At 64.1% G+C, this 21,991-nt stretch carries 22 protein-coding genes and 1 pseudogene; 17 read left to right on the forward strand and 6 right to left on the reverse strand.

Going from position 1 to position 21,991, the window contains the following annotated elements; all coding sequences use genetic code 11:
• Positions 1-476, forward strand: a pseudogene (locus MESS2_RS10250) (class I SAM-dependent DNA methyltransferase); the annotation flags it as partial.
• A gap of 9 nt (positions 477-485) precedes the next feature.
• Positions 486-1,346 carry a restriction endonuclease gene (locus MESS2_RS10255; protein ID WP_008874133.1) on the forward strand — a complete coding sequence of 287 codons (861 nt, stop codon included), beginning with the start codon at positions 486-488 and terminating at the stop codon, positions 1,344-1,346.
• Positions 1,347-1,477: 131 nt separating this feature from the next.
• On the opposite strand, the gene secA is transcribed toward MESS2_RS10255, so the two are convergent.
• The gene (gene secA / locus MESS2_RS10260) at positions 1,478-4,210 is read right to left on the reverse strand and encodes a preprotein translocase subunit SecA (protein ID WP_008874134.1); all 2,733 of its coding nucleotides are present in this window, start codon (positions 4,208-4,210) and stop codon (positions 1,478-1,480) included.
• A 241-nt stretch (positions 4,211-4,451) separates the two neighbouring features.
• On the opposite strand from secA, the gene MESS2_RS10265 reads away from it, so the two are divergent.
• Positions 4,452-5,381, forward strand: a complete 930-nt coding sequence (locus MESS2_RS10265) for a peptidylprolyl isomerase (protein ID WP_008874135.1) — start codon at positions 4,452-4,454, stop codon at positions 5,379-5,381.
• Positions 5,382-5,436: 55 nt separating this feature from the next.
• Here MESS2_RS10265 and MESS2_RS10270 read toward each other — a convergent pair whose 3' ends face one another.
• Both MESS2_RS10270 and MESS2_RS10275 read right to left on the reverse strand, forming a co-directional pair.
• Complete coding sequence (locus tag MESS2_RS10270) at positions 5,437-6,396, reverse strand: glycosyltransferase family 2 protein (protein WP_244439937.1); 960 nt, start codon at positions 6,394-6,396, stop codon at positions 5,437-5,439.
• A 14-nt stretch (positions 6,397-6,410) separates the two neighbouring features.
• Positions 6,411-7,010, reverse strand: a complete 600-nt coding sequence (locus MESS2_RS10275; protein ID WP_008874137.1) for a TetR/AcrR family transcriptional regulator — start codon at positions 7,008-7,010, stop codon at positions 6,411-6,413.
• Positions 7,011-7,234: 224 nt separating this feature from the next.
• Here MESS2_RS10275 and argJ point away from each other — a divergent pair, with 224 nt between their 5' ends.
• The 5 genes from argJ (at position 7,235) to MESS2_RS10300 (ending at position 10,463) form a co-directional block, all read left to right on the forward strand.
• Complete coding sequence (gene argJ / locus MESS2_RS10280; RefSeq protein WP_008874138.1) at positions 7,235-8,476, forward strand: bifunctional glutamate N-acetyltransferase/amino-acid acetyltransferase ArgJ; 1,242 nt, start codon at positions 7,235-7,237, stop codon at positions 8,474-8,476.
• A gap of 41 nt (positions 8,477-8,517) precedes the next feature.
• On the forward strand, positions 8,518-9,291 hold the full coding sequence (locus MESS2_RS10285) for a GNAT family N-acetyltransferase (RefSeq protein ID WP_244439939.1): 774 nt from the start codon (positions 8,518-8,520) through the stop codon (positions 9,289-9,291).
• The gene (locus tag MESS2_RS10290) at positions 9,288-9,710 is read left to right on the forward strand and encodes a (deoxy)nucleoside triphosphate pyrophosphohydrolase (protein WP_008874140.1); all 423 of its coding nucleotides are present in this window, start codon (positions 9,288-9,290) and stop codon (positions 9,708-9,710) included. Before MESS2_RS10285 ends, MESS2_RS10290 begins: the two co-directional genes overlap by 4 nt.
• Before the next feature lie 104 nt (positions 9,711-9,814).
• A complete protein-coding gene (locus tag MESS2_RS10295; RefSeq protein WP_008874141.1) occupies positions 9,815-10,132 on the forward strand; it encodes a hypothetical protein in 318 nt (105 codons plus the stop codon).
• A 145-nt stretch (positions 10,133-10,277) separates the two neighbouring features.
• Positions 10,278-10,463 (forward strand): Flp family type IVb pilin, encoded by a 186-nt coding sequence (locus MESS2_RS10300; RefSeq protein ID WP_008874142.1) that lies wholly within the window; start codon positions 10,278-10,280, stop codon positions 10,461-10,463.
• 33 nt (positions 10,464-10,496) lie between these two features.
• Here MESS2_RS10300 and MESS2_RS10305 read toward each other — a convergent pair whose 3' ends face one another.
• The gene (locus tag MESS2_RS10305; protein ID WP_008874143.1) at positions 10,497-11,369 is read right to left on the reverse strand and encodes a methyltransferase domain-containing protein; all 873 of its coding nucleotides are present in this window, start codon (positions 11,367-11,369) and stop codon (positions 10,497-10,499) included.
• A gap of 55 nt (positions 11,370-11,424) precedes the next feature.
• Between MESS2_RS10305 and MESS2_RS10310 the strand changes: the two genes are divergently transcribed.
• From MESS2_RS10310 to MESS2_RS10330, 5 genes are all read left to right on the forward strand, one after another.
• Positions 11,425-12,225, forward strand: a complete 801-nt coding sequence (locus MESS2_RS10310) for a ComF family protein (protein WP_008874144.1) — start codon at positions 11,425-11,427, stop codon at positions 12,223-12,225.
• Between the two features lie 29 nt (positions 12,226-12,254).
• Positions 12,255-12,533 carry a glutaredoxin 3 gene (gene grxC / locus MESS2_RS10315; protein WP_008874145.1) on the forward strand — a complete coding sequence of 93 codons (279 nt, stop codon included), beginning with the start codon at positions 12,255-12,257 and terminating at the stop codon, positions 12,531-12,533.
• Between the two features lie 2 nt (positions 12,534-12,535).
• The gene (locus tag MESS2_RS10320; RefSeq protein ID WP_083918456.1) at positions 12,536-13,402 is read left to right on the forward strand and encodes a carbon-nitrogen hydrolase family protein; all 867 of its coding nucleotides are present in this window, start codon (positions 12,536-12,538) and stop codon (positions 13,400-13,402) included.
• Positions 13,399-13,824, forward strand: a complete 426-nt coding sequence (locus MESS2_RS10325; RefSeq protein ID WP_008874147.1) for a DUF1178 family protein — start codon at positions 13,399-13,401, stop codon at positions 13,822-13,824. Before MESS2_RS10320 ends, MESS2_RS10325 begins: the two co-directional genes overlap by 4 nt.
• A 76-nt stretch (positions 13,825-13,900) precedes the next feature.
• Positions 13,901-14,815, forward strand: coding sequence for a DMT family transporter (locus MESS2_RS10330; protein ID WP_008874148.1), 915 nt, complete (start codon positions 13,901-13,903; stop codon positions 14,813-14,815).
• 7 nt (positions 14,816-14,822) lie between these two features.
• On the opposite strand, the gene MESS2_RS10335 is transcribed toward MESS2_RS10330, so the two are convergent.
• On the reverse strand, positions 14,823-15,419 hold the full coding sequence (locus MESS2_RS10335; protein ID WP_008874149.1) for a winged helix DNA-binding protein: 597 nt from the start codon (positions 15,417-15,419) through the stop codon (positions 14,823-14,825).
• Positions 15,420-15,529: 110 nt separating this feature from the next.
• Here MESS2_RS10335 and MESS2_RS10340 point away from each other — a divergent pair, with 110 nt between their 5' ends.
• Positions 15,530-16,654 (forward strand): LLM class flavin-dependent oxidoreductase, encoded by a 1,125-nt coding sequence (locus tag MESS2_RS10340; RefSeq protein WP_008874150.1) that lies wholly within the window; start codon positions 15,530-15,532, stop codon positions 16,652-16,654.
• A gap of 89 nt (positions 16,655-16,743) precedes the next feature.
• Positions 16,744-17,235 (forward strand): flavin reductase family protein, encoded by a 492-nt coding sequence (locus MESS2_RS10345; RefSeq protein WP_008874151.1) that lies wholly within the window; start codon positions 16,744-16,746, stop codon positions 17,233-17,235.
• A gap of 16 nt (positions 17,236-17,251) precedes the next feature.
• Here the strand turns inward: MESS2_RS10345 and ubiG are convergent, their stop codons facing one another.
• The gene (gene ubiG / locus MESS2_RS10350) at positions 17,252-18,001 is read right to left on the reverse strand and encodes a bifunctional 2-polyprenyl-6-hydroxyphenol methylase/3-demethylubiquinol 3-O-methyltransferase UbiG (RefSeq protein ID WP_008874152.1); all 750 of its coding nucleotides are present in this window, start codon (positions 17,999-18,001) and stop codon (positions 17,252-17,254) included.
• A 373-nt stretch (positions 18,002-18,374) separates the two neighbouring features.
• Between ubiG and MESS2_RS10355 the strand changes: the two genes are divergently transcribed.
• A complete protein-coding gene (locus MESS2_RS10355; RefSeq protein WP_008874153.1) occupies positions 18,375-19,628 on the forward strand; it encodes an aspartate kinase in 1,254 nt (417 codons plus the stop codon).
• Positions 19,629-19,710: 82 nt separating this feature from the next.
• Positions 19,711-21,981: a phosphoenolpyruvate--protein phosphotransferase gene (ptsP, locus tag MESS2_RS10360; RefSeq protein ID WP_008874154.1), complete on the forward strand. Its 2,271-nt coding sequence runs from the start codon at positions 19,711-19,713 to the stop codon at positions 21,979-21,981.
• The last annotated feature ends 10 nt before the right edge of the window (positions 21,982-21,991 follow it).

Consider the following 21,991-nt stretch of genomic DNA (forward strand, 5'->3'; position numbering starts at 1 on the left):
TGCTGATCCTGAAGGAACTGCACGACACGATCGATCGCCTAACGGCAGAAGCCTATGGCTGGCCGGCCGAACTGTCCGACGAGCAGGTACTCGAAAGACTGGTGGCGTTGAACGCCGAACGCGCCAAGGAAGAGGCTGCGGGGCAGGTTCGCTGGCTTCGGCCCGACTATCAGATATCGCGCTTTGCCAAGGGCACGGCGGCGAAAACCGGCGAACTCGACCTCGGCGAGACCGTCGTATCGATCGATGCCGGCAAGCCCGTCTTCCCAAAAGACCGATACGAGCAGCCGCTGGCCGTGGAAGCGTTGCTTTCGGCGAGCACCGTCCCGCTCGACGCCGCTGCAATCTCCCGCGCGTTCAAAGGGGGCGGAAAGAAGATCGAGCAACGTGTGGCGCAAGTGCTTCTCACGTTGGCGCGCTATGGTCGGGTGACGCCACTTCCGGACGGTAAATTCGTCTCGCGCAAAGTGGCCTGAGAAGAATAGATGAAAGCGATCGTTCCACCCTTTGCCGAGTTCTTCGTGCCTGTTCTCAGAGCGCTGGACGCCCTCGGAGGCTCGGCTTCGATCGAAGAAATCGACGACAAGACCGCTGCTTTGATGAACATTTCCGACGCGGCGCGGGCAGTGCTGGTTGGCGATGGGCCGAGGTCGAGATTCGACTATCGCTGCGCCTGGGCGCGAAGCTGGCTGAAAAATGCAGGCCTCACGAACAACAGCGAGCGCGGCGTGTGGGCCCTGACGGCAGAGGGCCGTGCATCGCTGTCACTTGCTCCCGACGAGATCGTACGGCGCGTGAGGCGAGCAGATGCCGCGTTGCGCAAGGCGAAGGTTATCGCGACTCCTGAGCGCGTGGAGGCCGAAGCGGAAGCAGCGGATATCGCCTTGAAGGACTGGCGAGAGCAATTGCTGGACATCCTCTTGGCGCTGGACCCGGCGGCCTTTGAGCGACTGTGCCAGCGGCTTCTCCGGGAGGCGGGCTTCATCAAGGTGGAAGTGACAGGTAGAAGCGGCGATGGTGGCATCGACGGCACCGGCGTATTGCGGGTCAACCTTCTTTCATTCCACGTGCTGTTCCAGTCCAAACGTTGGAAAGGGTCAGTTGGCGCGGGCGTTGTACGCGATTTTCGCGGCGCGATGGTGGGCAGAGCCGACAAGGGCCTGATTATCACCACCGGAACATTTACCGCAGACGCTCGGCGTGAGGCCGTGCGCGATGGGGCGCCGGCCATCGATCTGATCGATGGCGACGGATTATGCGACCTGCTCAAGGAGCAGAAGATCGGCGTATTGGTGAAGATGGTCGAGGAAGTGACCGTGGACGAAGCTGCTTTCGCGGGATTTTAGCGGAGAGACCAGCGGGACAGCGCCCCCTCTGGCCCCCCTCAGGTGGGGAGATTGGCCAACCGCGAACGTCCGCGCCGCCCCTCATCCGCCCTTCGGGCACCCCGTGAACGGGGAGAAGGGAAAGGCGTGCCTTACGCAAACGCTCCGTGGCAGTGCTTGTACTTCTTGCCCGAACCGCACGGGCAGGCCTCGTTGCGGCCGACCTTGCCCCAGGTGGCCTGGTTGTTGGGATCGCGGTTTTCGGGGGCGACGGTGGCGTTGGTCTCCCGGCGGACCAGAAGTGCTGTCTCGCCGCCGTCGAAATCGTCCTCGCCGGTGGAGCCGTCGATGTGGCTGCCGAACATGTCGGGCGCCTCGGGCGGCGGGGCTTCGGCCGCCTGGCGGACCAGCTCGACGCGCATCAACTGCGCTGTCACGGCCTGGCGCAGATTGCCGAGCATCGCCTGGAACAGTTCGAACGCCTCGCCCTTGTATTCCTGCAGCGGGTCGCGCTGGGCGTAGCCGCGGAAGCCGACGACCGAGCGCAAATGGTCGAGGTTGACGATGTGCTCGCGCCACAGGTGGTCGAGCGTCTGCAGCACCACCGAGCGCTCGACATAGGTCATGACGTCGGGGCCGAAACGCTCGGCGCGCTCCTTGGCGGCGGCGTCGGTGGCGGCCGCGATGCGCTCGCGGATATCGTCCTCGGCAATGCCTTCTTCCTTGACCCATTCCTCGATCGGCAGATCGAGGTTGAGGAATTCGGCGACCTCGGCCTTGAGGCCGGCGACGTCCCATTGCTCGGCATAGGCATTTTCGGGGATGGCCTTGGCGACGATCTCGTCGATGACGCCCTCGCGCATCTCGGCGATCATTTCGGGAAGACCCTCGCCGTCCATCAATTCGATGCGCTGCTCGAACACCACCTTGCGCTGGTCGTTCGAGACGTCGTCATATTTCAACAGGTTCTTGCGGATGTCGAAGTTGCGCGCCTCGACCTTCTTCTGCGCCTTTTCCAGCGCCTTGTTGATCCAGGGGTGGATGATCGCCTCGTCTTCCTTGAGGCCGAGCTTCTGCAGCATGCCGTCCATGCGCTCGGAGCCGAAGATGCGCATCAGATCGTCCTGGAGAGACAGGAAGAATTTGGAGCGGCCCGGATCGCCCTGGCGGCCGGAACGACCTCTGAGCTGGTTGTCGATGCGGCGCGATTCATGGCGTTCGGTGGCGAGCACGTAGAGGCCGCCGGCGGCGAGCGCCTTTTCCTTCAGGCGGGCGACGTCGTCGCGGATGGCCTTTTCCTTCGCCTCGCGCTCCGGGCCTTCCGGCATGTCGCCAAGCTCTTCGGCAATGCGCATCTCGGCATTGCCGCCGAGCTGGATGTCGGTGCCGCGGCCGGCCATGTTGGTTGCGATGGTGATGACGCCGGGCTTGCCGGCCTGGGCGACGATGGCCGCCTCGCGCTCGTGGTGGCGGGCGTTCAGCACCTCGAAATCCTTAAAACCTTCCTTGCGCAGGCGCTCGGCCAGCTGCTCGGATTTCTCGATCGAGGTGGTTCCGACCAGCGTCGGCTGGCCCCTGGAGCTGGCGTCCCTGATCTCCTTGACGATCGCCTTGTATTTTTCCTCGACCGTCCGGTAGACCTCGTCGTCCTCGTCCTTGCGGATGACCGGCAGATTGGTCGGGATCTCGGTGACTTCGAGGCCGTAGATGTTGCCGAATTCCTCGGCCTCGGTCAGCGCCGTGCCGGTCATGCCGGAAAGCTTCTTGTAGAGGCGGAAATAGTTCTGGAAGGTGACCGAGGCGAGCGTCTGGTTCTCCGGCTGGATCGCCACATGCTCCTTGGCTTCGAGCGCCTGGTGCAGGCCCTCCGAATAGCGGCGGCCCGGCATCATGCGGCCGGTGAATTCGTCGATGATGACGATCTCGCCATTGCGCACGATATAGTCCTTGTCCTTCTGGAACAGCCGGTGCGCCTTCAGCGCATTGTTGACATGGTGGACGATGGCGACGTTCTCGACGTCGTAGAGCGACTCGCCCTTGAGCAGGCCGGCGTCGCGCAAAAGGTTCTCCAGCTTCTCGGTGCCGTCCTCGGTGAAGATCGAGGTCTTCTGCTTCTCGTCGATCTCGTAGTCGGCCGGGCCGAGCTTCAGCATGAAGGCGTCGATGGTGTTGTACATGTCCGAGCGGTCCTCGAGCGGACCGGAAATGATCAGCGGCGTGCGCGCCTCGTCGACCAGGATGGAATCGACCTCATCGACGATCGCGTAATTGTGACCGCGCTGCACCATCTGGTTGCGCTCATACTTCATGTTGTCGCGCAGATAGTCGAAGCCGAGCTCGTTGTTGGTGGCGTAGGTGACGTCGGCGGCGTAGGCGACGCGGCGCTCCTCGTCGGACAGGCCGTGGACGATGACGCCGACGCTAAGGCCGAGGAATTTATAGACGCGGCCCATCCATTCGGAGTCGCGGGTGGCGAGGTAGTCGTTGACGGTGACGACATGGACGCCGTTGCCGGCGAGCGCGTTGAGATAGACCGGCAGCGTGGCGACCAGCGTCTTGCCCTCGCCGGTGCGCATCTCGGCGATGCCGCCACTGTGCAGCACCATGCCGCCGATGAGCTGCACGTCGAACGGGCGCATGCCGAGCACGCGGCGGGCCGCCTCGCGCACCGTGGCGAAGGCCGGTATCAGCAGATCATCGAGAGAGGCGCCGTTGGCGATGTCCTGGCGGAATTTCCCGGTGCGGGCCGTCAGTTCGGCATCGGAGAGCTCCCGCATCTCGTTTTCCATGGCGCTGATCGCCTCGACGCGCGGTCGGGTCGATTTGACCCGACGATCGTTGGAGGAGCCGAAAACCTTACGGGCGAGACCGCCGAGACTGACCATCCAATGGCCCTTTCGATAGCATTCCTAGTCGTTGCGACGGGCACCGGCCGGCCCCATCAATTCCGCGTGAAACGCGGACAAACGCAAAAAGCGCCCGGAAAACGGTTCTGGACGCAAAGTCGTTGGACAGATAAGAGGGGGCTCAATCGATGTCAACGCCGCGCTCGCCCTGCCGACCGCGCCAAATTCCGCCACAATCTGGCTGATCTGAAACAGCCGCCAATCCCACTGGAGTTATCTCATGTCCTTATTGTTCCGCCGCGTGTCGTTCGCCAGCCTTGGTCTGGCCGTCGGGTTGTCGGCTCTCTCACTGTCGCCGCTGATGGCGCAGGATGCCGCGCCCGCCCAGCCGGCGGCGCCCGCCCAGCCGACCGCTCCGGCGGCAGCGCCGGTCGATCCGAACGCAGTGGTGGCGACCGTCAACGGCCAGACGCTGACCGAGGCGGACCTTGGGCTTGCCGAAGGCGAGCTGTCGCAGCAGTTCGCGCAGATGCCGCCCGAGCAGCGCCGCGCGGCCGCACTTTCGGCGGCGATCGAAATCAGGGTCATGGCCGCCCAGGCGGTCGCCACCGGCCTCGACAAGGATCCCGGTTTCCAGCGCCGCATGGCGTTCCTGCAGCAGCGCGCCCTGCATGGCGAGATGGTCGAGAAGAGCGTCGTCGACAAGGTAACGGATGCCGAGGTTCGCGCCCGCTACGACCAGGAAATCGCCAACACCCCGCCGACCAACGAGGTGAATGCCCGTCACATCCTCGTGAAGACGAAGGAAGAGGCCGACGCGATCATCAAGCAGCTCGACGGCGGCGCCGACTTCCAGAAGCTCGCCAACGAGAACACCAGCGATCCGAGCGGCAAGACCAATGGCGGCGACCTCGGCTGGTTCGGTCCGGGCCAGATGGTGCCGGAATTCGACAAGGTGGTCTTCGCGCTGGCGGTCGGCAAATACACCGAGCAGCCGGTGCAGTCGCAGTTCGGCTGGCACGTCATCAAGGTCGAGGACAAGCGCACCAAGCAGCCGCCGGCCTTCGACGAGGTCAAGGACCAGGCCAAGCAGGCGGTCATCCGCGACAAGTATTTCGCCCTGGTCAAGCAACTGCGCGCCGCCGCCAAGGTCGAAATCCCCGACGCCAACCTGAAGAAGACAGTCGACACGCTGGAAAGCGCGAAGTAATTCAGGGCCGTATCAGGTTTGGATGGTGACAGGGCGCCGCAAGGCGCCCTTTTGCTTACCGATAATGCGTCGATGCCTTGAATGCCGCCGGATCATCGGCGGCGAGCGCGCCAGAAAATTCGGGGACCCGCACCACAAGCATCATTGCCCAGAACAGCGGCCAGTCCGTCCAGCGGCAGAACTGATTGCCCACGGCCTGCGCGGTCTGGCGGTTTTCCTTGAACGACGTCGCCACGGCGCGATAGGCGAGGCCGAGCTTCGAGCGATGCGGTTTCCTGCGCTGCTCCATCCGCGCGAACTGGTAACCCTTGTTCCGCCTGACGTCCCAGATGAAACCCAAGCCCTCATAGGCGTGGATCGAGATGGCCCTGGGCGCAACCTCCATGGCGACGCCGTCCTTCAGCATGGCATGCTGGCGCAGATGCGAGCTGACGAAGGGACCGTGATCGGCCTCGAAGCGATAGCGTTCGAGCACCTGGCGCCGGTAGAGCGCGCCATTGTTGCTGGCATGAATGACCTGGCCATGCCGGTTGCGGCGCTCGATGAAGCCGCGGTCGAGCAGCGACATCACCCTTTTCATCATGTTCTCTTCGCCGTAGCTGGTCCGCCCGGAAACCGCGCCGAGCTGCGGGTCCTTCCCGGCGGTTTCGTAGAGGGCCGCCAGCCAGCCCGGCCGCGGCAGACAGTCGGCCTCGACCACCGCAACCAGATCATGACGGCAGTATGCGAGTGCGGCGTCCTTCAGCTGCGAGGACTCGTCGCTGTCATGGGTTGCGACGATCACCGACGGGCAGAGCCAGGCGGGCTTGCCGGCGAACTCGGCCTCGATTTTCGAATGATGGCTGCCTGAAGTCTGGTCATTGGGCAGCATGATGACGATTTCGCCGGGAATGCCCTGGCGGTCCTGCGCATAGGCCTGCAGCGAGCGCCGCAATTCCGCGTCGCCATCCGCTGTCAGATAGTCGGAAACGATGATCAGGCTGACCGGCAGCACTCGGGATGTTCTTTCAAGCAAGCCGCCGATCCTCCCTAACGACCATGTGCAAGTATGCCTTGTACCATATAGCGAACCGCGGTGCGTAGTGTCGCATCGTCCTCGTCGAGACGATTGGTGAGAAGATGCTTCCAGGCGAAGGAGGCGAGCAGGTCGGCGACGAGCGCGGCGTCGACATCGACTGCCACCTCGCCGCGCGCCTTGGCGCGATCGATCATCTGGCCGGTATGGGAGCGGCGGCCTTTCGAATAGTCGGCAAGGGCCGCCCCGGCGGCCGGGTCCGACTGCGCCTCGGCGATCAGCGATCGGAACACGCTGCCCGACGATGTCTCGCGCCAGTGCGAAAACAGGTTTTTGAGGAAGCCGACGAGATCGTCCTCGATGTTGCCGGTGTCGGGGCTGTCGACACGTTTGCCGCGCTGATAGATTTCGAGTAGCAAGGCTGCCTTGCTCGGCCACCAGCGATAGATCGTCGGTTTGCCGGCACGCGCCCGCCGGGCCACGGCTTCGATCGAAAAGCCGGCATAGCCGGCCTCGACCAGCACCGCTTCGGCGGCGTCGAGAATGGCCTCGGCGCTGTCGGGGTTGCGTCGCGCGCCGATCGACTTGCGCCCCGAATCAGCGTCCTCGGCCATTCCTGTCATCCTCGCCAACAATTTCTCGGGCAATCATATGTGAGCTGGCGATGAAACGAAACGTCCCGTTCCACCAACAGCCATGATGCTGACAAATCGCCCGGTGCGGGAGTGGCGGAAACCGGAACCCCCGCGTCACGGCCGGCTGCGAAAACGCCCTTGCACCGGCGCGCCGTATCGGGCAAACCGGCCTTCCCTTTGCGATGTTCCCGCCCGAGGTCCCCATGTCCGTAACGATTTCGCCGCTCGCGCCGAAGAAATATCCCAAAATGCCCGCGATCGAGGGCGTGCGCATCGCCACCGCCGAGGCCGGGATAAAGTATAAGAGCCGCACCGACCTGCTGGCCATGGTCTTCGACGCCGGCACCACGGTGGCCGGCGTGTTCACCAGGTCGAAATGCCCGTCGGCGCCGGTCGATTTCTGCCGGCAGAATCTGGGGCAAGGCAAGGCGCGTGTGCTTGTCGTCAATTCCGGCAACGCCAATGCCTTCACCGGCAAGAAGGGCCGGACCTCCACGGCCATGACCGGTGAGGCGGCGGCCAAAGCGGCGGGATGCACGCCGGGCGAGGTGTTCCTGGCCTCCACCGGTGTGATTGGCGAGCCGCTCGATACCGGCAAATTCAGCCATCTGCTCGCCGGGCTGGTCGGGCACGGGAAGCCGGAACTGTGGATCGAAGCCGCCAAGGCGATCATGACCACGGATACCTATGCCAAGGTGGCGACCGCGACCATCAAGCTCGGTGATGCCGACGTCACCATCAACGGTATCGCCAAGGGCGCCGGCATGATCGCGCCCGACATGGCGACGATGCTCTCCTTCATTGCCACCGACGCGCCGATCGCGGCACCCGTGCTGCAGGATCTGTTGTCGCGCGGCACGGCCAAGACCTTCAATGCGGTCACCGTCGACAGCGACACCTCGACCAGCGACACGCTGCTGATGTTTGCCACCGGCACGGCGGCGCGTCGCGGCGCGCCTCTAATCAGCGATCCCAGGGATGCGCGCCTCGGTGCGTTCCGCCGCGCGCTCGGCAAGGTGCTGAAATCGCTGGCGCTGCAAGTGGTGCGCGACGGCGAGGGCGCGCGCAAGCAGGTCGAAGTCACCGTTACCGGAGCGAAATCGGCGCGCTCGGCCAAGCGCATCGCGCTGTCCATCGCCAATTCGCCGCTGGTCAAGACGGCGGTTGCCGGCGAGGACGCCAATTGGGGCCGCGTCGTCATGGCCGTCGGCAAGGCCGGTGAGCCGGCCGACCGCGACCTTCTGTCGATCTGGTTCGGCGACAACCGGCTGGCGCATGAGGGCGAGCGCGACCCTGCCTATTCAGAAGAGGCGACATCGGCCTATATGAAGCGCGACGAAATCCGCATCCGCGCCGATATTGGCATCGGCCGCGGCAAGGCAACGGTGTGGACCTGCGACCTCACCAAGGAATATGTCGCCATCAACGGCGACTATCGCAGCTGAGGAATTTGGCGTAGCTGAGGAATTTGGCGGAGCTGACGGCATTGGTTTCCAGACATCCGGCAAGCGTGCTCGCCATCGTACGCCGCTACGAGGCGGCCGGCTTCCGCGCCTGGCCGGCGGCGGCCGTTCATTATGACGGCACCTGGGTGGTGCGGCTGACGGCCGGCCATCCGGCCAAGCGGCTGAATTCGGTCAACCCGCTGGATCCGGGCGACACCCAGCACATTGGCGAGCGCATCGGCCGCGCCAGCCGCCGTTTCGACGCCTATGGCAGGCCGCTGACCTTTCGCATCTCGCCACTGTCGGGGCCCGATCTGTCTGGGCATCTCGACAAGGAAGGCTGGAGCATATTCGACGAATCGCTGGTGATGCGCCTGCCGCTGGCGGACGCGCAACTCGACCTGGCCATGGACCAGATCCCGTTGAAGGATATCAGCCGCTTTATCGGCGCATCGCTCAAGGTCAGCGGTTCCGACGTGTCGCTGCGCCCCGGCCTGTCAGAGATCATCGGCGCGATCCAGCCCGAGGCCGGGCTGTTCGCGCTCGAACAGGACAGCGAGCCGCTGGCGACATTGATCTGCGTTCATGACGGCGATCTTGCCGGATTGTTCGAGGTCGCCACCGACAGATCGGTGCGCAACCAGGGTCATGGCCGCAATCTTATCCTGTCGGCGCTGAAATGGGCGCGGCTGCGCGGCGCCCGCGAAGCCTGGCTGCAGGTCGAGGCCGGCAATGCGCCGGCGCTGGCGCTCTATCGTTCGCTGGGCTTCGAAGAAGTCTATCGCTATCACTATCGCCGGCCGCCCGGCGCATGAGCGACGTCAAATCCGCCGGCAAGCGCCTGCTCCTGGTCGCGGCCTGCGCGCTGGTCGATGCCGACGGCCGCGTGCTTCTGGCGCAACGTCCCGAAGGCAAGCAGCTCGCCGGTCTGTGGGAATTTCCGGGCGGCAAGGTCGAGCCCGGTGAGACGCCGGAACAGTGCCTCATCCGCGAGCTCTACGAGGAAATCGGCATCGAGACCGAAATCCCCTGCCTGGCGCCGCTGACCTTCGCCAGCCATTCCTACGATGATTTTCACTTGCTGATGCCGCTGTTCGTCTGCCGCCGCTTCCATGGCATCGCCCAGCCGAAGGAGGGCCAGGTGCTGAAATGGGTACGGCCGCGCCAGATGCGCGATTTTCCGATGCCGCCGGCCGACCCGCCGCTGGTTCAGTTCCTCATCGATCTGCTGTAAGCCGGACTGTTCGCTGCCGGCCCTGTTTCACGCGGCGTTAATGAAAGATTTATCTTGCCGTGAAAAGTTGAGGCAAAGCGCCGATATCACCGGGGAGCGATTGCATGAGCCTCGACAGGGACTGGGATTCGATCCGGCCCGATCGTTTTCGTAGTGCAAGCGAAGCAGGCATGGGCCTGTTGCGCCTCACGCTGCTGTTCGGTTCGGCCGCGGTGGCTCTGGCCTTGTTCGCGACGCCTTACCTCGACAGCCGGACGCGATTGCAGTCCACCGGCGACGATTTCGGAAGCGGCGTCGACATGATGAGCACGGCTTCGATCGGTCGTCGCGACACCTACACGCTGCGCAGGAGTGTCCTGCAGCCGCTGCCCGGTTCGGTCTGCGTCATCAGCAACAATGGCAGCAACAGCGGCGACTGCTGATCGAAAGCGCGTCATGCGTGCGGCGCTCTTTGCGGGGCATGCGTAGTTAACATATTTCGAGAACGCCGCCGTTTCATCGCCTGTTAAGCCTGTGCCGTTAACCTTTCTTAACACGTCGGCGCTAGGGTCGTGGCAAGCGGGACCGATGGCCATGAAAACAGTGCTGCAGCGATTTTTAGAGGACGAGACAGGCGCCACGGCCATTGAATATGGGCTGATCGTTGCCGTACTGTCGCTCACCGTCATCAGCGGCATCGGCCAGGCCGCCGATGCGATCTCCTGGATGTTCAGCGACAACAACAGCAAGCTGGTGAAAGCTTTCGCAAAATGATCGCAACCGGCTATCCAGGGTTGTGGGGTCCGGTCAGCGCCCTTCGGGATTTTCCAATATCGTCTTGAGCGAGACCTTGGCTGAGCCCGGCTTCAGCGGCTTTTGCTGCGAGGCATCCGGTGCCCAGCCGGACATCCAGACGATCGGGAAACTCGCCCTGATGCGACCATCGGCGTCCGCGAACCGTTCGGCGTAGATTTCGGCGGCGCGGGCAAACAGCCTTCGCGTGCCCGGCCGGCGGCTACGGTCGACGAGCGCGCTGGTCTCACCCATGGCCCGCAAATCCGCCATCAGGCCAAACAGGGTTGCGTAGCGCACCGTCACCGTTTCGACATCCGCCACCGGCAAGGCGAAGCCGGCACGTTGCAAGAGCGCGCCGGCGTCACGCACGTCGGTGAACGGGATGACGCGCGGACTGACGCCGCCATAGAGCTCGGTCTCGGCGGCCAGCAGGCTTTCGCGCAATTCGGAAAGCGTGCCGGCGCCGGCAAAGGCGCCGAGGAAAAGACCGTCCGGCTTCAGCGCGCGGCGGATCTGCACCAGCATGCCGGGAATGTCGTTCATCGCCTGCAGCGACAGCAGGCAGACAGCGAGGTCGAGGCTTTGCGGCTCGAACGGCACTGTTTCCAACGATGAGACCAATCCCGCCTCGCCCTTCAGGAAAGCCGCGTCCGCCTCGACGCGCACGATCTCCGCCACCTTGCCGCTTGCCTCGATCGCGCCGGCGGCAGACGGCGTCTGGCAAAACAGGACGGCCGCCCTGTTAAATTTGCGCTCGACGGCGCCCAGCCGGTCGGCAAGTTCTTCGGCTGCGCGGCGCATCAGGAAATCCGCACCGCTGACAGGGTGGGCCAATGCCCGGCGCTTGTGCGCCAGCCACAGCGGGATGTCTGTTATAGGGTGCAATGGGCAGGTTCCTGTTTTCCCGTGCTTGGATATAGTGGCGCGGAGGACCAACCACGTGGCCGATCCTATGCCAGAGATCAAGGGTATTGCGATCAAGGGTATTGCTCGAAAGGCATTGGGCTGGCCGGCGCGCATCCTGTTTCCGCCGGTCTGCGCCGGCTGCCGCCGCCATGTCTCGCAGCCCGGCGTGCTGTGCGGCGCCTGCTGGCCGAAACTCAGGCTTCTGGAGCGGCCCTGGTGCCCGGTCATGGGCACGCCGTTCACCCATCACATGGGCGATGGGTTCCTGTCCGCCGAGGCGATTGCCGACCCGCCGCCCTTCGAGCGTGCGCGGGCAGCAGTGGCCTATTCCGGTGTCGCCCGCCAGATGGTGCAAGGGTTGAAATACCAGGATCGCACCGATCTGGCGCCATGGATGGCGCGCTGGATGCTGCGCGCCGGCGCCGAATTGATCGCGGAGGCCGATATGGTCGTGCCGGTGCCGCTGCACTGGCGGCGCTTTTTCAGGCGCCAGTTCAACCAGTCTGCGGAGCTCGCAAGGGCGGTGTCACAGCTTGGCGGCCGGCCTTTCGCGCCGTCGGCGATCCGCCGTGTCAAACTCACCCGCCAGCAGGTCGGGCTGGAGCGGCAGGAGCGCGAGGAGAATGTGCGTGCCGCATTCAAAGTGCCCGGCGAGGCGGAAATCGAGATCGCCGGGGGCCGGGTGCTGCTGATCGACGACGTCTATACCACCGGCGCCACCGTCCGCGCGGTCGCCAAGGCGCTGAAGAAGGGCGGTGCCGGCGCGGTCGATGTGCTGACCTTCGCGCGCGTGTTGCCGGGGGACTTTCGGGCGGACGAGTCCGCGACTATATAAGTTCTGGAAAAGGCAGGATTGCTGACCCGATGGTCGATGTGACGATCTATACACGGATGATGTGCGGCTATTGCATGGCGGCCAAGCGGCTGCTCGAGCGCAAGGGCGTTGCCTACACCGAACACGACGCATCCTTCTCGCCGGAACTACGCCAGGAAATGATTTCCCGCGCGCGCGGCCGCTCGACCTTTCCGCAGATTTTCATCGGCGATACGCATGTCGGCGGCTCAGACGATCTTCACGAACTGGAGGCGCAGGGCCGGCTAGACAAACTTCTTGCCAACGGCTCGGCGAATTTGAGGACATGACCATGGGTGCTTTCAAGGCGGCGGCGATCCAGATGCGTTCGGGCACCAGCCCGGAGCGCAATGCGGTCGACCTGGAGCGGCTGGTGCGCGAGGCGGCACGCCAGGGCGCGACCTACATCCAGACGCCGGAAATGACCGGTGCGCTGGTCCGCGACAGCCGAGCGCGCGCCGCCTCCTTCACCTCGGAGGATAAGGACATCATCGTCGCAACCGCACGCAAGCTGGCCCGAGAATTCGGCGTCTTCCTGCATATCGGCTCGACCGCCATCCTGCGCGCCGACGGCAAGCTCGCCAACCGCGCGCTGCTGTTCGGGCCGGATGGCGCTACGCTTGCCAGCTACGACAAGATCCACATGTTCGACGTCGACCTCGACAATGGCGAGAGCTGGCGCGAATCCGCCGCCTATGAGCCCGGCATCGAGGCCGTCGTCACCGGGATCGACGGCGCGAGGCTGGGCTTCGCCGTCTGCTACGATCTGCGCTTTCCGCAACTCTTCCGCGCCGAGGCGCTGGCTGGCGCCGACCTGCTTTCGGTGCCCGCCGCCTTCACCCGGCAAACCGGCGAGGCTCACTGGCACGTGCTGCTCAGGGCACGCGCCATCGAAAACGGCGCCTATGTCGTCGCCGCGGCGCAGGGCGGACTGCATGAGGACGGCCGCGAGACCTACGGCCATTCGCTGATCGTCGATCCATGGGGCCGCATCGTTGCGGAAGCGGCGCATGACGAACCGGCGGTGATCGTCGCCGAGATCGATCCGGGGCAGTCGCTTGCCGCGCGTAAAAAGATTCCGAATCTGAAAAATGCGCGCGATTTCGCCGTCAATGCAGGTTCGGCCGAGGCACTGCGCCTCAGGGGTGCGGCGTCTTGATCCGATTCTCCCTGATCTGCGATCACGACCACGAATTCGAAGCCTGGTTCCGCAGCAACGACGATTTCGACACCCAGAAGAAGCGCGGTTTCGTTGATTGCCCCACCTGCGGCTCGCACAAGATAGAAAAGGCGCTGATGGCGCCGGCCGTCTCCACCGGGCGCAAACAGGAAAAGATCGCGCTCGCCATGGGCGAAGCGCAGAAGCAGGCGCTGGCGCAATTGAAGGCCATGGCCGAGAAAGTGCGCGAGAATGCCGACTATGTCGGCGACAAATTTGCCGAGGAAGCGCGCAAGATCCATTTCGGCGAGAGCGATCCGCGCGGCATCTATGGCGAGGCGACACTTGACGAGGCCAAGAGCCTGGCCGAGGACGGCGTCGAGTTCATGCCGATCCCGAGCTTTCCCGACGATCGCAACTGACTCAGCCAATTTTCCCGAACTGGTTCATTCACCCGGCTGCTTTTGCTGGTGACCTCGCAGCGATCGAGGAAACACAATGAAATTTCTCTGGGATTCGGCGCTCGGCCTTCTGGTCGTCACCGGCGGCCTGCTCGGCCTGACGCTGCCGTTCGGCAAGCTGGCGACGGCGGCCGGCGTGCCGGCCATGGTCTGGGCCTTCATCATCTCGTTTGGCGCCGGCGGCGTGCTTTTGTGCGCTCTGCTGCTCAACGGGGAGCGCGTCCGGTTCAGCCCGCACAGGCTGCGCTATTTCTTCGTCACCGCGGCGGTATCCTACGCTATCCCCAATCTCCTGATGTTCTCGGCCATTCCGCATCTTGGCGCCGGCTATACCGGCATCATGTTCACGCTGTCGCCTGTCATCACGCTGGTGTTTTCGATCCTGCTTGGCGTCCGGCGACCCAATCTGCTCGGCGTCGCCGGCATCGCCGTAGGCTTCGTCGGCGCGGTGATGGTCGCTGTGACGCGCGGCGAGGCCGGCCAGCCGGCCGAATTCTTCTGGGTGCTGATGGGGCTGCTCATTCCGGTCAGCCTTGCCGTTGGCAACATCTACCGTACGGTCGACTGGCCCGAAGGCACCGGCCCGATCGAACTCGCTGTCGGCAGCCATCTGGCATCGGCCACGCTTCTGCTCGCCGGGATTCTCGCCCTGTTCGGGGTCAAGGCCTTTGCGCCGCTTGGCGGCGTGCCGCTGGTGGCCGCCGGACAGGTGGCGTCGGCCTCGGCGATGTTTGTTTTCTTCTTCCGGCTGCAGGCGGTCGGCGGCCCGGTCTATCTCAGCCAGATCGGCTATGTGGCGGCGGCGGTCGGGCTGTTTGCCGGAACGATCTTCCTCGGCGAGCACTACCAATTGCTGACCTGGGCGGGCGCGGCCATCATCGTTGTCGGCGTGTTCATCACCACCAAAGCGCAAAGTCAAACCACCACGAAGGCGCAAAGCCAGGCTGCGTGAGTTCGGCTCAGCTTGTCCCGTCGCCGTTCTGCTCGCCGCCGGGTTCCGGCTGCGGATGCCGGCGGCGATGGGTGGCGGCGGCGCGGGCCGCCTGTTCGTATATGCCCGTCATCAGTTCGAGCGTGCGCGCGACGTCCTCGAGCTTGCCCGCCATCTCGGGAATCCGCGTCACCGCCTCGATGAGCAGGACCGAGCGAATATCGGCATAGCGTTCGGTCACCCGGTGGCCGAGCGATGTCACTTCATAGGTGACACCGGCCCGGCCGCTGCCGGTGCGCGTGATCAATCCGCCCTTCAGCAGCTTGCGCAAGGAGTACTGGATGTTGGGGATGTCGTCCCGATTGGTCATCTGGGCAAGGTCGCGGACGCTCTTTGGCCGGTCGTTCATCCTGATGATGTGGAGCAGTGCGTTCTCAGGCCCGCTGGCGGAAAACTCGATCACCGTGGCAAGGCACTCGGCCTGCCAGTGGCCGAACGCCTCGTAGGAGCGCATCAGCGCATACTCGACTTCAGTGACGTCGATCTCAAGCGGCGTGCGGGCCAGGTGCCAGCCGCGATCCAGCAACTCCGCCTGTGTCTCCAGAGATTTGCGCCGGTCATTCATCCGCCAGTCCCTCTTCTACGCAGCATGCGCCGATCCGAACGATTGCGTCTACACGAATTTATGATAGACTTTCTATCATAAATTATAATCAAAGATGAGGAGAACGGACCATGAGCATGCTCGACAAGACCGCGCCCAATGCGCAACCTTTCTTTCTCGGCACCTTCGCGTCCAATTGCTCGGGCGGCATGACCGTCACCAAGGTTCCCGAGCGCTGGGTTAGTTCCTGGGACAACAATCTGCGGCTTGCCCACCTCCTCGACGAGGCCGGCATCGACTTCATGCTGCCGATCGCCCGCTGGATCGGTTATGGTGGCGAAACCAATTTCCACGGCAATGTGCTGGAGACGATCACCTGGGCGGCCGGGCTGCTGGCGCTCACCCGCAACATCACGGTTTTCGCCACGACCCATACGGCGGCAAACCATCCGGTCGTCGTCGCCAAGCAGTTGGCGACCATCGACCAGATCAGCCGCGGCCGTATCGGCCTCAACATCGTCGCCGGCTGGAACAAGCCGGAATATGAGGCGCTCGGGCTGACGCTGCCCGACGACCACGCCACTCGCTATGGCTATGCGCAGGAATGGTTCGATATCGTCAGGGCGTTGTGGAGCCGCACCGAGGCGTTTGACTGGAACGGAACCCATTTCAAGCTGAAGAATGTGCTTGGCGATCCGCGCCCGTCGTCACCGCTGCCGATCCTCAATGCCGCAGGCTCGGAAGAGGGGCGCAAATTTGCCGTCCGCAATGCCGATTTTCTGTTCACTCCGGCCATCGATCTGGCGCGCTCCAGGGACGAGATCGCGGCGCTGAAGGAGCAGGCGGTCGCGGCCGGCAGCAGCGTCGATGTGCTGACCTTCGCGCATGTCGTCTGCCGGCCGAGCGAAAAGGAAGCCAAGGACTATCTCGAGCATTTCGGCCGCACCAATGCCGACTGGGCGGCCGTCGACAATCTGGTCCGCCTGCAATTTGCCCATGCGCAGTCCTTCCCGCATGATCTCCTGGCGCTCATCCGCGACCGCATGGCGGCCGGCCATGGCGGTTTCCCGCTCACCGGCACGCCGGAACAGGTTGCTGATGGCATCACTGAACTGCACGAGGCCGGGTTCCGAGGCTCGACGCTGTCCTTTGTCGACTATGCCGAGGAGTTCCCGTATTTCCGCGACACCGTCTTGCCCATTCTCGAGCAAAGAGGCATCCGTATTGCCCCGGCCGCGATGCAATCGGTTGCTTAGTGCATGTCGCCCAAAAGTGCGCAGCGGTTTGGGACAAAGACATGAATAAAAACAAATATTTAAAGCTTGTCGAGCCTTAGGAGAAAACCATGACCGAATCCAGCATCGCCGATTTTCGGGCAGCGATGCGGCTGATTGTCGGCAATGTCAGCGTCATTACCGCCGGTATTGGCGAGGACCGCTCGGGGCTCGTCGTCATTTCGGTTGTTTCGCTCTCGGCCGAACCGCCAAAGGTGATCGCCTGCGTCAACCGGTCGTCGTCGACCTGGCCGCTGATCGAGCGTTTCAGGCATTTCGGCGTCAACTCGCTCGGTCCCCAGCACCGACACGTCGCCGAGCGGTTCTCGGGTTTCGGCGGCATCAAGGGCAAGGACCGCTATGAAGGCGCCGAGTGGATAACGCTGAAGACCGGAGCTGCGCTGCTGTCGGATGCGGTGGCCGCCTTCGATTGCAGCCTCGACGAGATGATCGATCGCGGTACGCATTCGATCATCATCGGCTCGGTCGAAGCGGTCCGGACAGCAGATGCAGGCCAGGCGCTGATCTACTGGCGCGGCGGCTATCGGCCACTCGACGCTTGAGCACCAAGAGACCTGCTCAGACGGATCCCTTCTCCGCCAGCACCATGTAGTTGACGTCCATGTCCTTCGACCGCTGCCAGCGGTCGGCGAGCGGATGATAGACGACGCCGGTGCGGTCGATGATGGTCAGCCCGGCGCCGGCGAGCGCCTTTTCGAGCTCTTCGGGACGCACGAGCTTGCCGAACTGGTGGGTGCCGCGCGGCAGCCAGCGCAGCACATATTCGGCGCCGATGATGGCCAGGCCCAGCGCCTTCAGCGTGCGATTGATGGTGGCGACGAACATGATACCGCCCGGCTTGACCATCTCGCCGCATTTGGCCACGAACAGGTCGATGTCGGCGACGTGCTCGACCACTTCCATGTTGAGGATGACGTCGAATTTTTCGCCGGCATCGGCGAGATCCTCGGCCGTCGTCGCGCGATAGTCGACGCTCACATTGCCCTCTGCGGCGTGCAACCTGGCCACTTCGATATTGGTGGCGGATGCGTCGGCGCCGACCACTTCGGCGCCGAGCCGCGCCATCGGCTCGCACAAAAGCCCGCCGCCGCAGCCGATGTCCAGGAAGCGCAGACCTTCGAACGGCCTTGCCGCGCGCGGGTCGCGGCCGAAGCGCGCCGCCACCTGATCGCGGATATAGGCAAGCCGGATCGGATTGAACTTGTGCAGCGGACGAAACTTGCCGTTCGGGTTCCACCATTCGGCGGCAAGAGCGGAAAAGCGCTCCACTTCTCCGGTATCGATCGTCGACCGTCGGGGCTCTGGCATGGCGTGGTCTCCCGCAGACTCAAAAGTTCAGAGCGCGATCGGACGCAAAACCACTTTTGCTGATCGCGCTCTGGTGCGCTAGGAAGTCGGGTGTGAGGGCAGGAAAGTCAAGGCAGCAATTTTCGCCGACCAGCCCCTGCTGACCAAAGGTGCCAGTGCCCCGCCGCATCAAAAAGCTGTTATCCACAGGTCGCAGCAGGCGGCGGGACCTTATCGCCGGGGGCGGCGGGATTCCGGCGCTTGCCCGCGGTCCTTGCAGATAGTCCCTGTTTTGGCTAAGGAGGCCGCGCAATCAGCGACCGGACCAACCGGACGCATTCTTTCCGCTTTTCGGCCTTCGGGTCAGGCATCCAGTCAAAGGCATTTCGCTTCCATGGCGCGCATCGTGATGAAATTCGGCGGGACCTCCGTCGCCGACATCGCCCGCATCCGCAATGTGGCGCGCCATGTCAAACGCGAGGTCGATGCCGGCCATGAGGTCGCGGTGGTCGTCTCGGCGATGGCCGGCAAGACCAACGAGCTCGTCCAGTGGACGCGCGAAGCCTCGCCCATGCACGATGCGCGCGAATATGACGCCGTCGTCGCCTCCGGCGAGCAGGTTACGGCCGGTCTTCTGGCGATCGCGCTGCAGAATATGGGCGTTCATGCGCGTTCCTGGCAGGGCTGGCAGATCCCGATCAAGACCGACAACGCGCATGGCGCGGCGCGCATTCTCGACATTGACGGCGCATTTTTGATCAAGCGCTTCGGCGAGGCCCAGGTGGCGGTGGTGGCCGGCTTCCAGGGCATCGGGCCGGACAACCGCATCGCCACGCTCGGCCGCGGCGGCTCGGACACCAGCGCCGTCGCCATCGCGGCGGCGGTCAAGGCCGACCGCTGCGACATCTACACCGATGTCGACGGGGTCTACACCACCGATCCGCGCATCGAGCCGAAGGCGCGGCGGCTGGCCAAGATTTCCTTCGAGGAAATGCTTGAAATGGCTTCGCTCGGCGCCAAGGTGCTGCAGGTGCGCTCGGTCGAGCTTGCCATGGTGCACAGGGTGCGTACGTTCGTGCGGTCGTCCTTCGACGATCCCGACGCGCCCGGAATGGGGGATTTGGTCAATCCGCCCGGAACGCTCATTTGCGACGAGGAAGAGATCGTGGAACAGCAGGTCGTCACCGGAATTGCCTACGCCAAGGACGAAGCGCAGATTTCGCTGCGCCGGGTCGGCGACCGGCCGGGCGTTGCCGCCGGCATCTTCGGGCCGCTGGCCGAGGCCAACATCAACGTCGACATGATCGTCCAGAATATCTCCGAGGACGGCAAGTTCACCGACATGACCTTCACCGTGCCGTCCGGCGATGTCGACAAGGCGCTTGCCGTGCTCGAGCGGCTGAAGGCGACGATCGGTTATGACGTCGTGCAATCGGAAGCCGGCATGTCGAAGGTCTCGGTCATCGGCATCGGCATGAGAAGCCATGCCGGCGTCGCCGCCACCGCCTTCAAGGCGCTGGCCGACCGCGCCATCAACATCCGCGCCATCACGACTTCCGAGATCAAGATTTCGATATTGATCGACGGTCCCTATACCGAACTTGCGGTTCGCACTTTGCATTCCGTCTACGGTCTGGATAAGCAGTAGCAAGACTTGAGTCAGTTGTTGCGTGAGCGCCGGCCGCAGGAGAAACTGCGCCGGCTGAAATACCATTGGAGAAGAAGCCGCGATGCGTGATACGGCCAGTGGCCCGCGCGTTTTGCTGAAACGGCTCCGCGAGCTCATGCAGGAGCCGCTGGAGCCGCAGGAGCGGCTCGACCGCATCGTGCGCGACATCGCCTCCAACATGGTCGCCGAAGTGTGCTCGCTCTATGTGCTGCGCGCCGATTCGGTGCTCGAACTCTATGCCACCGAAGGGCTGAACCCGAACGCCGTCCACCTGGCGCAGCTGAGGCTGGGACAAGGCCTCGTCGGTACCATCGCGGCCTCGGCGCGGCCGCTCAACCTTTCCAACGCGCAGGAACACCCCGCCTTCGCCTACCTGCCGGAGACCGGGGAAGAGATCTACAATTCCTTCCTCGGCGTGCCGGTGCTGAGGGCAGGGCGCACACTCGGCGTGCTGGTCGTCCAGAACAAGACCATGCGCCACTACCGCGACGACGAGGTCGAGGCGCTGGAAACCACGGCGATGGTGATCGCCGAGATGATCGCCACCGGCGATCTGGCGCGGTTGACCCGGCCCGGGCTCGAGCTCGACTTGCGCCGCCCGGTGAGCTTCACCGGCCTGTCCTTCAACGAGGGCGTCGGGCTCGGCCATGTCGTGCTGCACGAGCCGCGCATCGTCGTCACCAATCTGTTCAACGAGGACAGCGAGGAGGAGATCAGGCGGCTCGACACATCGCTTGGCTCGCTCAGGCTCTCCATCGACGACATGCTGGAACGCCGCGATGTCGCTTTCGAGGGCGAGCATCGCCAGGTGCTGGAAGCCTATCGCATGTTCGCCAACGACAGCGGCTGGGTGCGGCGGCTCGAAGAGGCGATCCGCAACGGCCTGACGGCGGAAGCGGCGGTCGAAAAGGTGCAGAGCGACATGCGTGCCCGCATGCTGCACATGACCGATCCGTACCTGCGCGAGCGGATGAGCGATTTCGACGATCTCGCCAACCGGCTGCTGCGCCAGCTGATGGGGCGCGGGCCGGAAGATGTCGCGGCCTCGCTGCCTAAGGATGCCATCATCGTCGCCCGCTCGATGGGGGCCGCCGAGCTGCTCGACTACCCCAGGGACAAGCTGCGCGGCGTGGTCCTGGAGGATGGGGCTGCGACCAGTCACGTCGTCATCGTCGCGCGGGCCATGGGCATACCCGTCGCCGGCCAGATGAAGGGCGCCGTTTCCATGGCGGAAAACGGCGACGCCATCATCGTTGACGGCGAGGAAGGCCTCATCCATCTGCGCCCGCAGCCAGATCTCGAAGCCGCCTATGCCGAAAAGGTCCGCTTCCGGGCGCGGCGGCAGGAGGTCTACCGGGAGCTGCGCAAGAAGCCGTCGGTGACCAGGGACGGTGTCCAGGTCGATCTGCTGATGAATGCGGGCCTGGCCGTCGACCTGCCGCAGCTTGCCGAGGCGGGTGCTGCCGGCATCGGCCTGTTCCGCACCGAGCTGCAATTCATGGTCGCCTCGACCTTTCCCCGCGCCGAGGCACAGGAAAAGCTCTATCGCGACGTGCTCGACGCGGCGCGCGGCAAGCCAGTCACCTTCCGCACCATCGATATCGGTGGCGACAAGGTGCTGCCCTATTTCAAGGGGGCGATCCAGGAAGAGAACCCGGCGCTCGGCTGGCGCGCCATCCGGCTGACGCTCGACCGGCCGGGCCTGCTCAGGACCCAGATCCGCGCGCTGCTGAAGGCTTGCGGTGGGCGCGAACTGAAGCTGATGCTGCCGATGGTGACGGAGCTTGGCGAGATCGCCCAGGCGCGCGAGATCATCGACCGCGAGGTACGGCATCTGTCGCGTTTTGCCCATCATTTGCCAACCAGCCTTAAGCTTGGGGCCATGCTGGAAGTGCCGTCGCTGCTGTTCCAGCTTGACGAGTTGATGAAGGCGGTCGATTTCGTCTCGGTCGGCTCGAACGACCTGTTCCAGTTCGTCATGGCGGTCGATCGCGGCAACACGCAGCTCTCCGACCGCTTCGACACGCTGTCGACGCCGTTCCTGCGCGTCCTGAAGCAGATCGCCGATGCCGGCGCGCGCAACCACACGCCGGTGACGCTGTGCGGCGAACTCGCCGGAAAACCCATATCCGCGATGGCGCTGATCGGCCTTGGCTACCGCTCGATCTCGATGTCGCCGGCCTCGATCGGTCCGGTCAAGGCGATGCTGACGGAATTGCCGCTGGACGAATTGCAGGCATTCTTCGACGACAATCTGATGGCGCCGGCCCAGGGGCTGCCGATGCGGGCGCTGCTGCAGGCCTTTGCCGACGACCGTTCGATTCCGCTGTAGATTCACGTGA

Source organism: Mesorhizobium metallidurans STM 2683, from assembly GCF_000350085.1.
Classification (GTDB): domain Bacteria; phylum Pseudomonadota; class Alphaproteobacteria; order Rhizobiales; family Rhizobiaceae; genus Mesorhizobium; species Mesorhizobium metallidurans.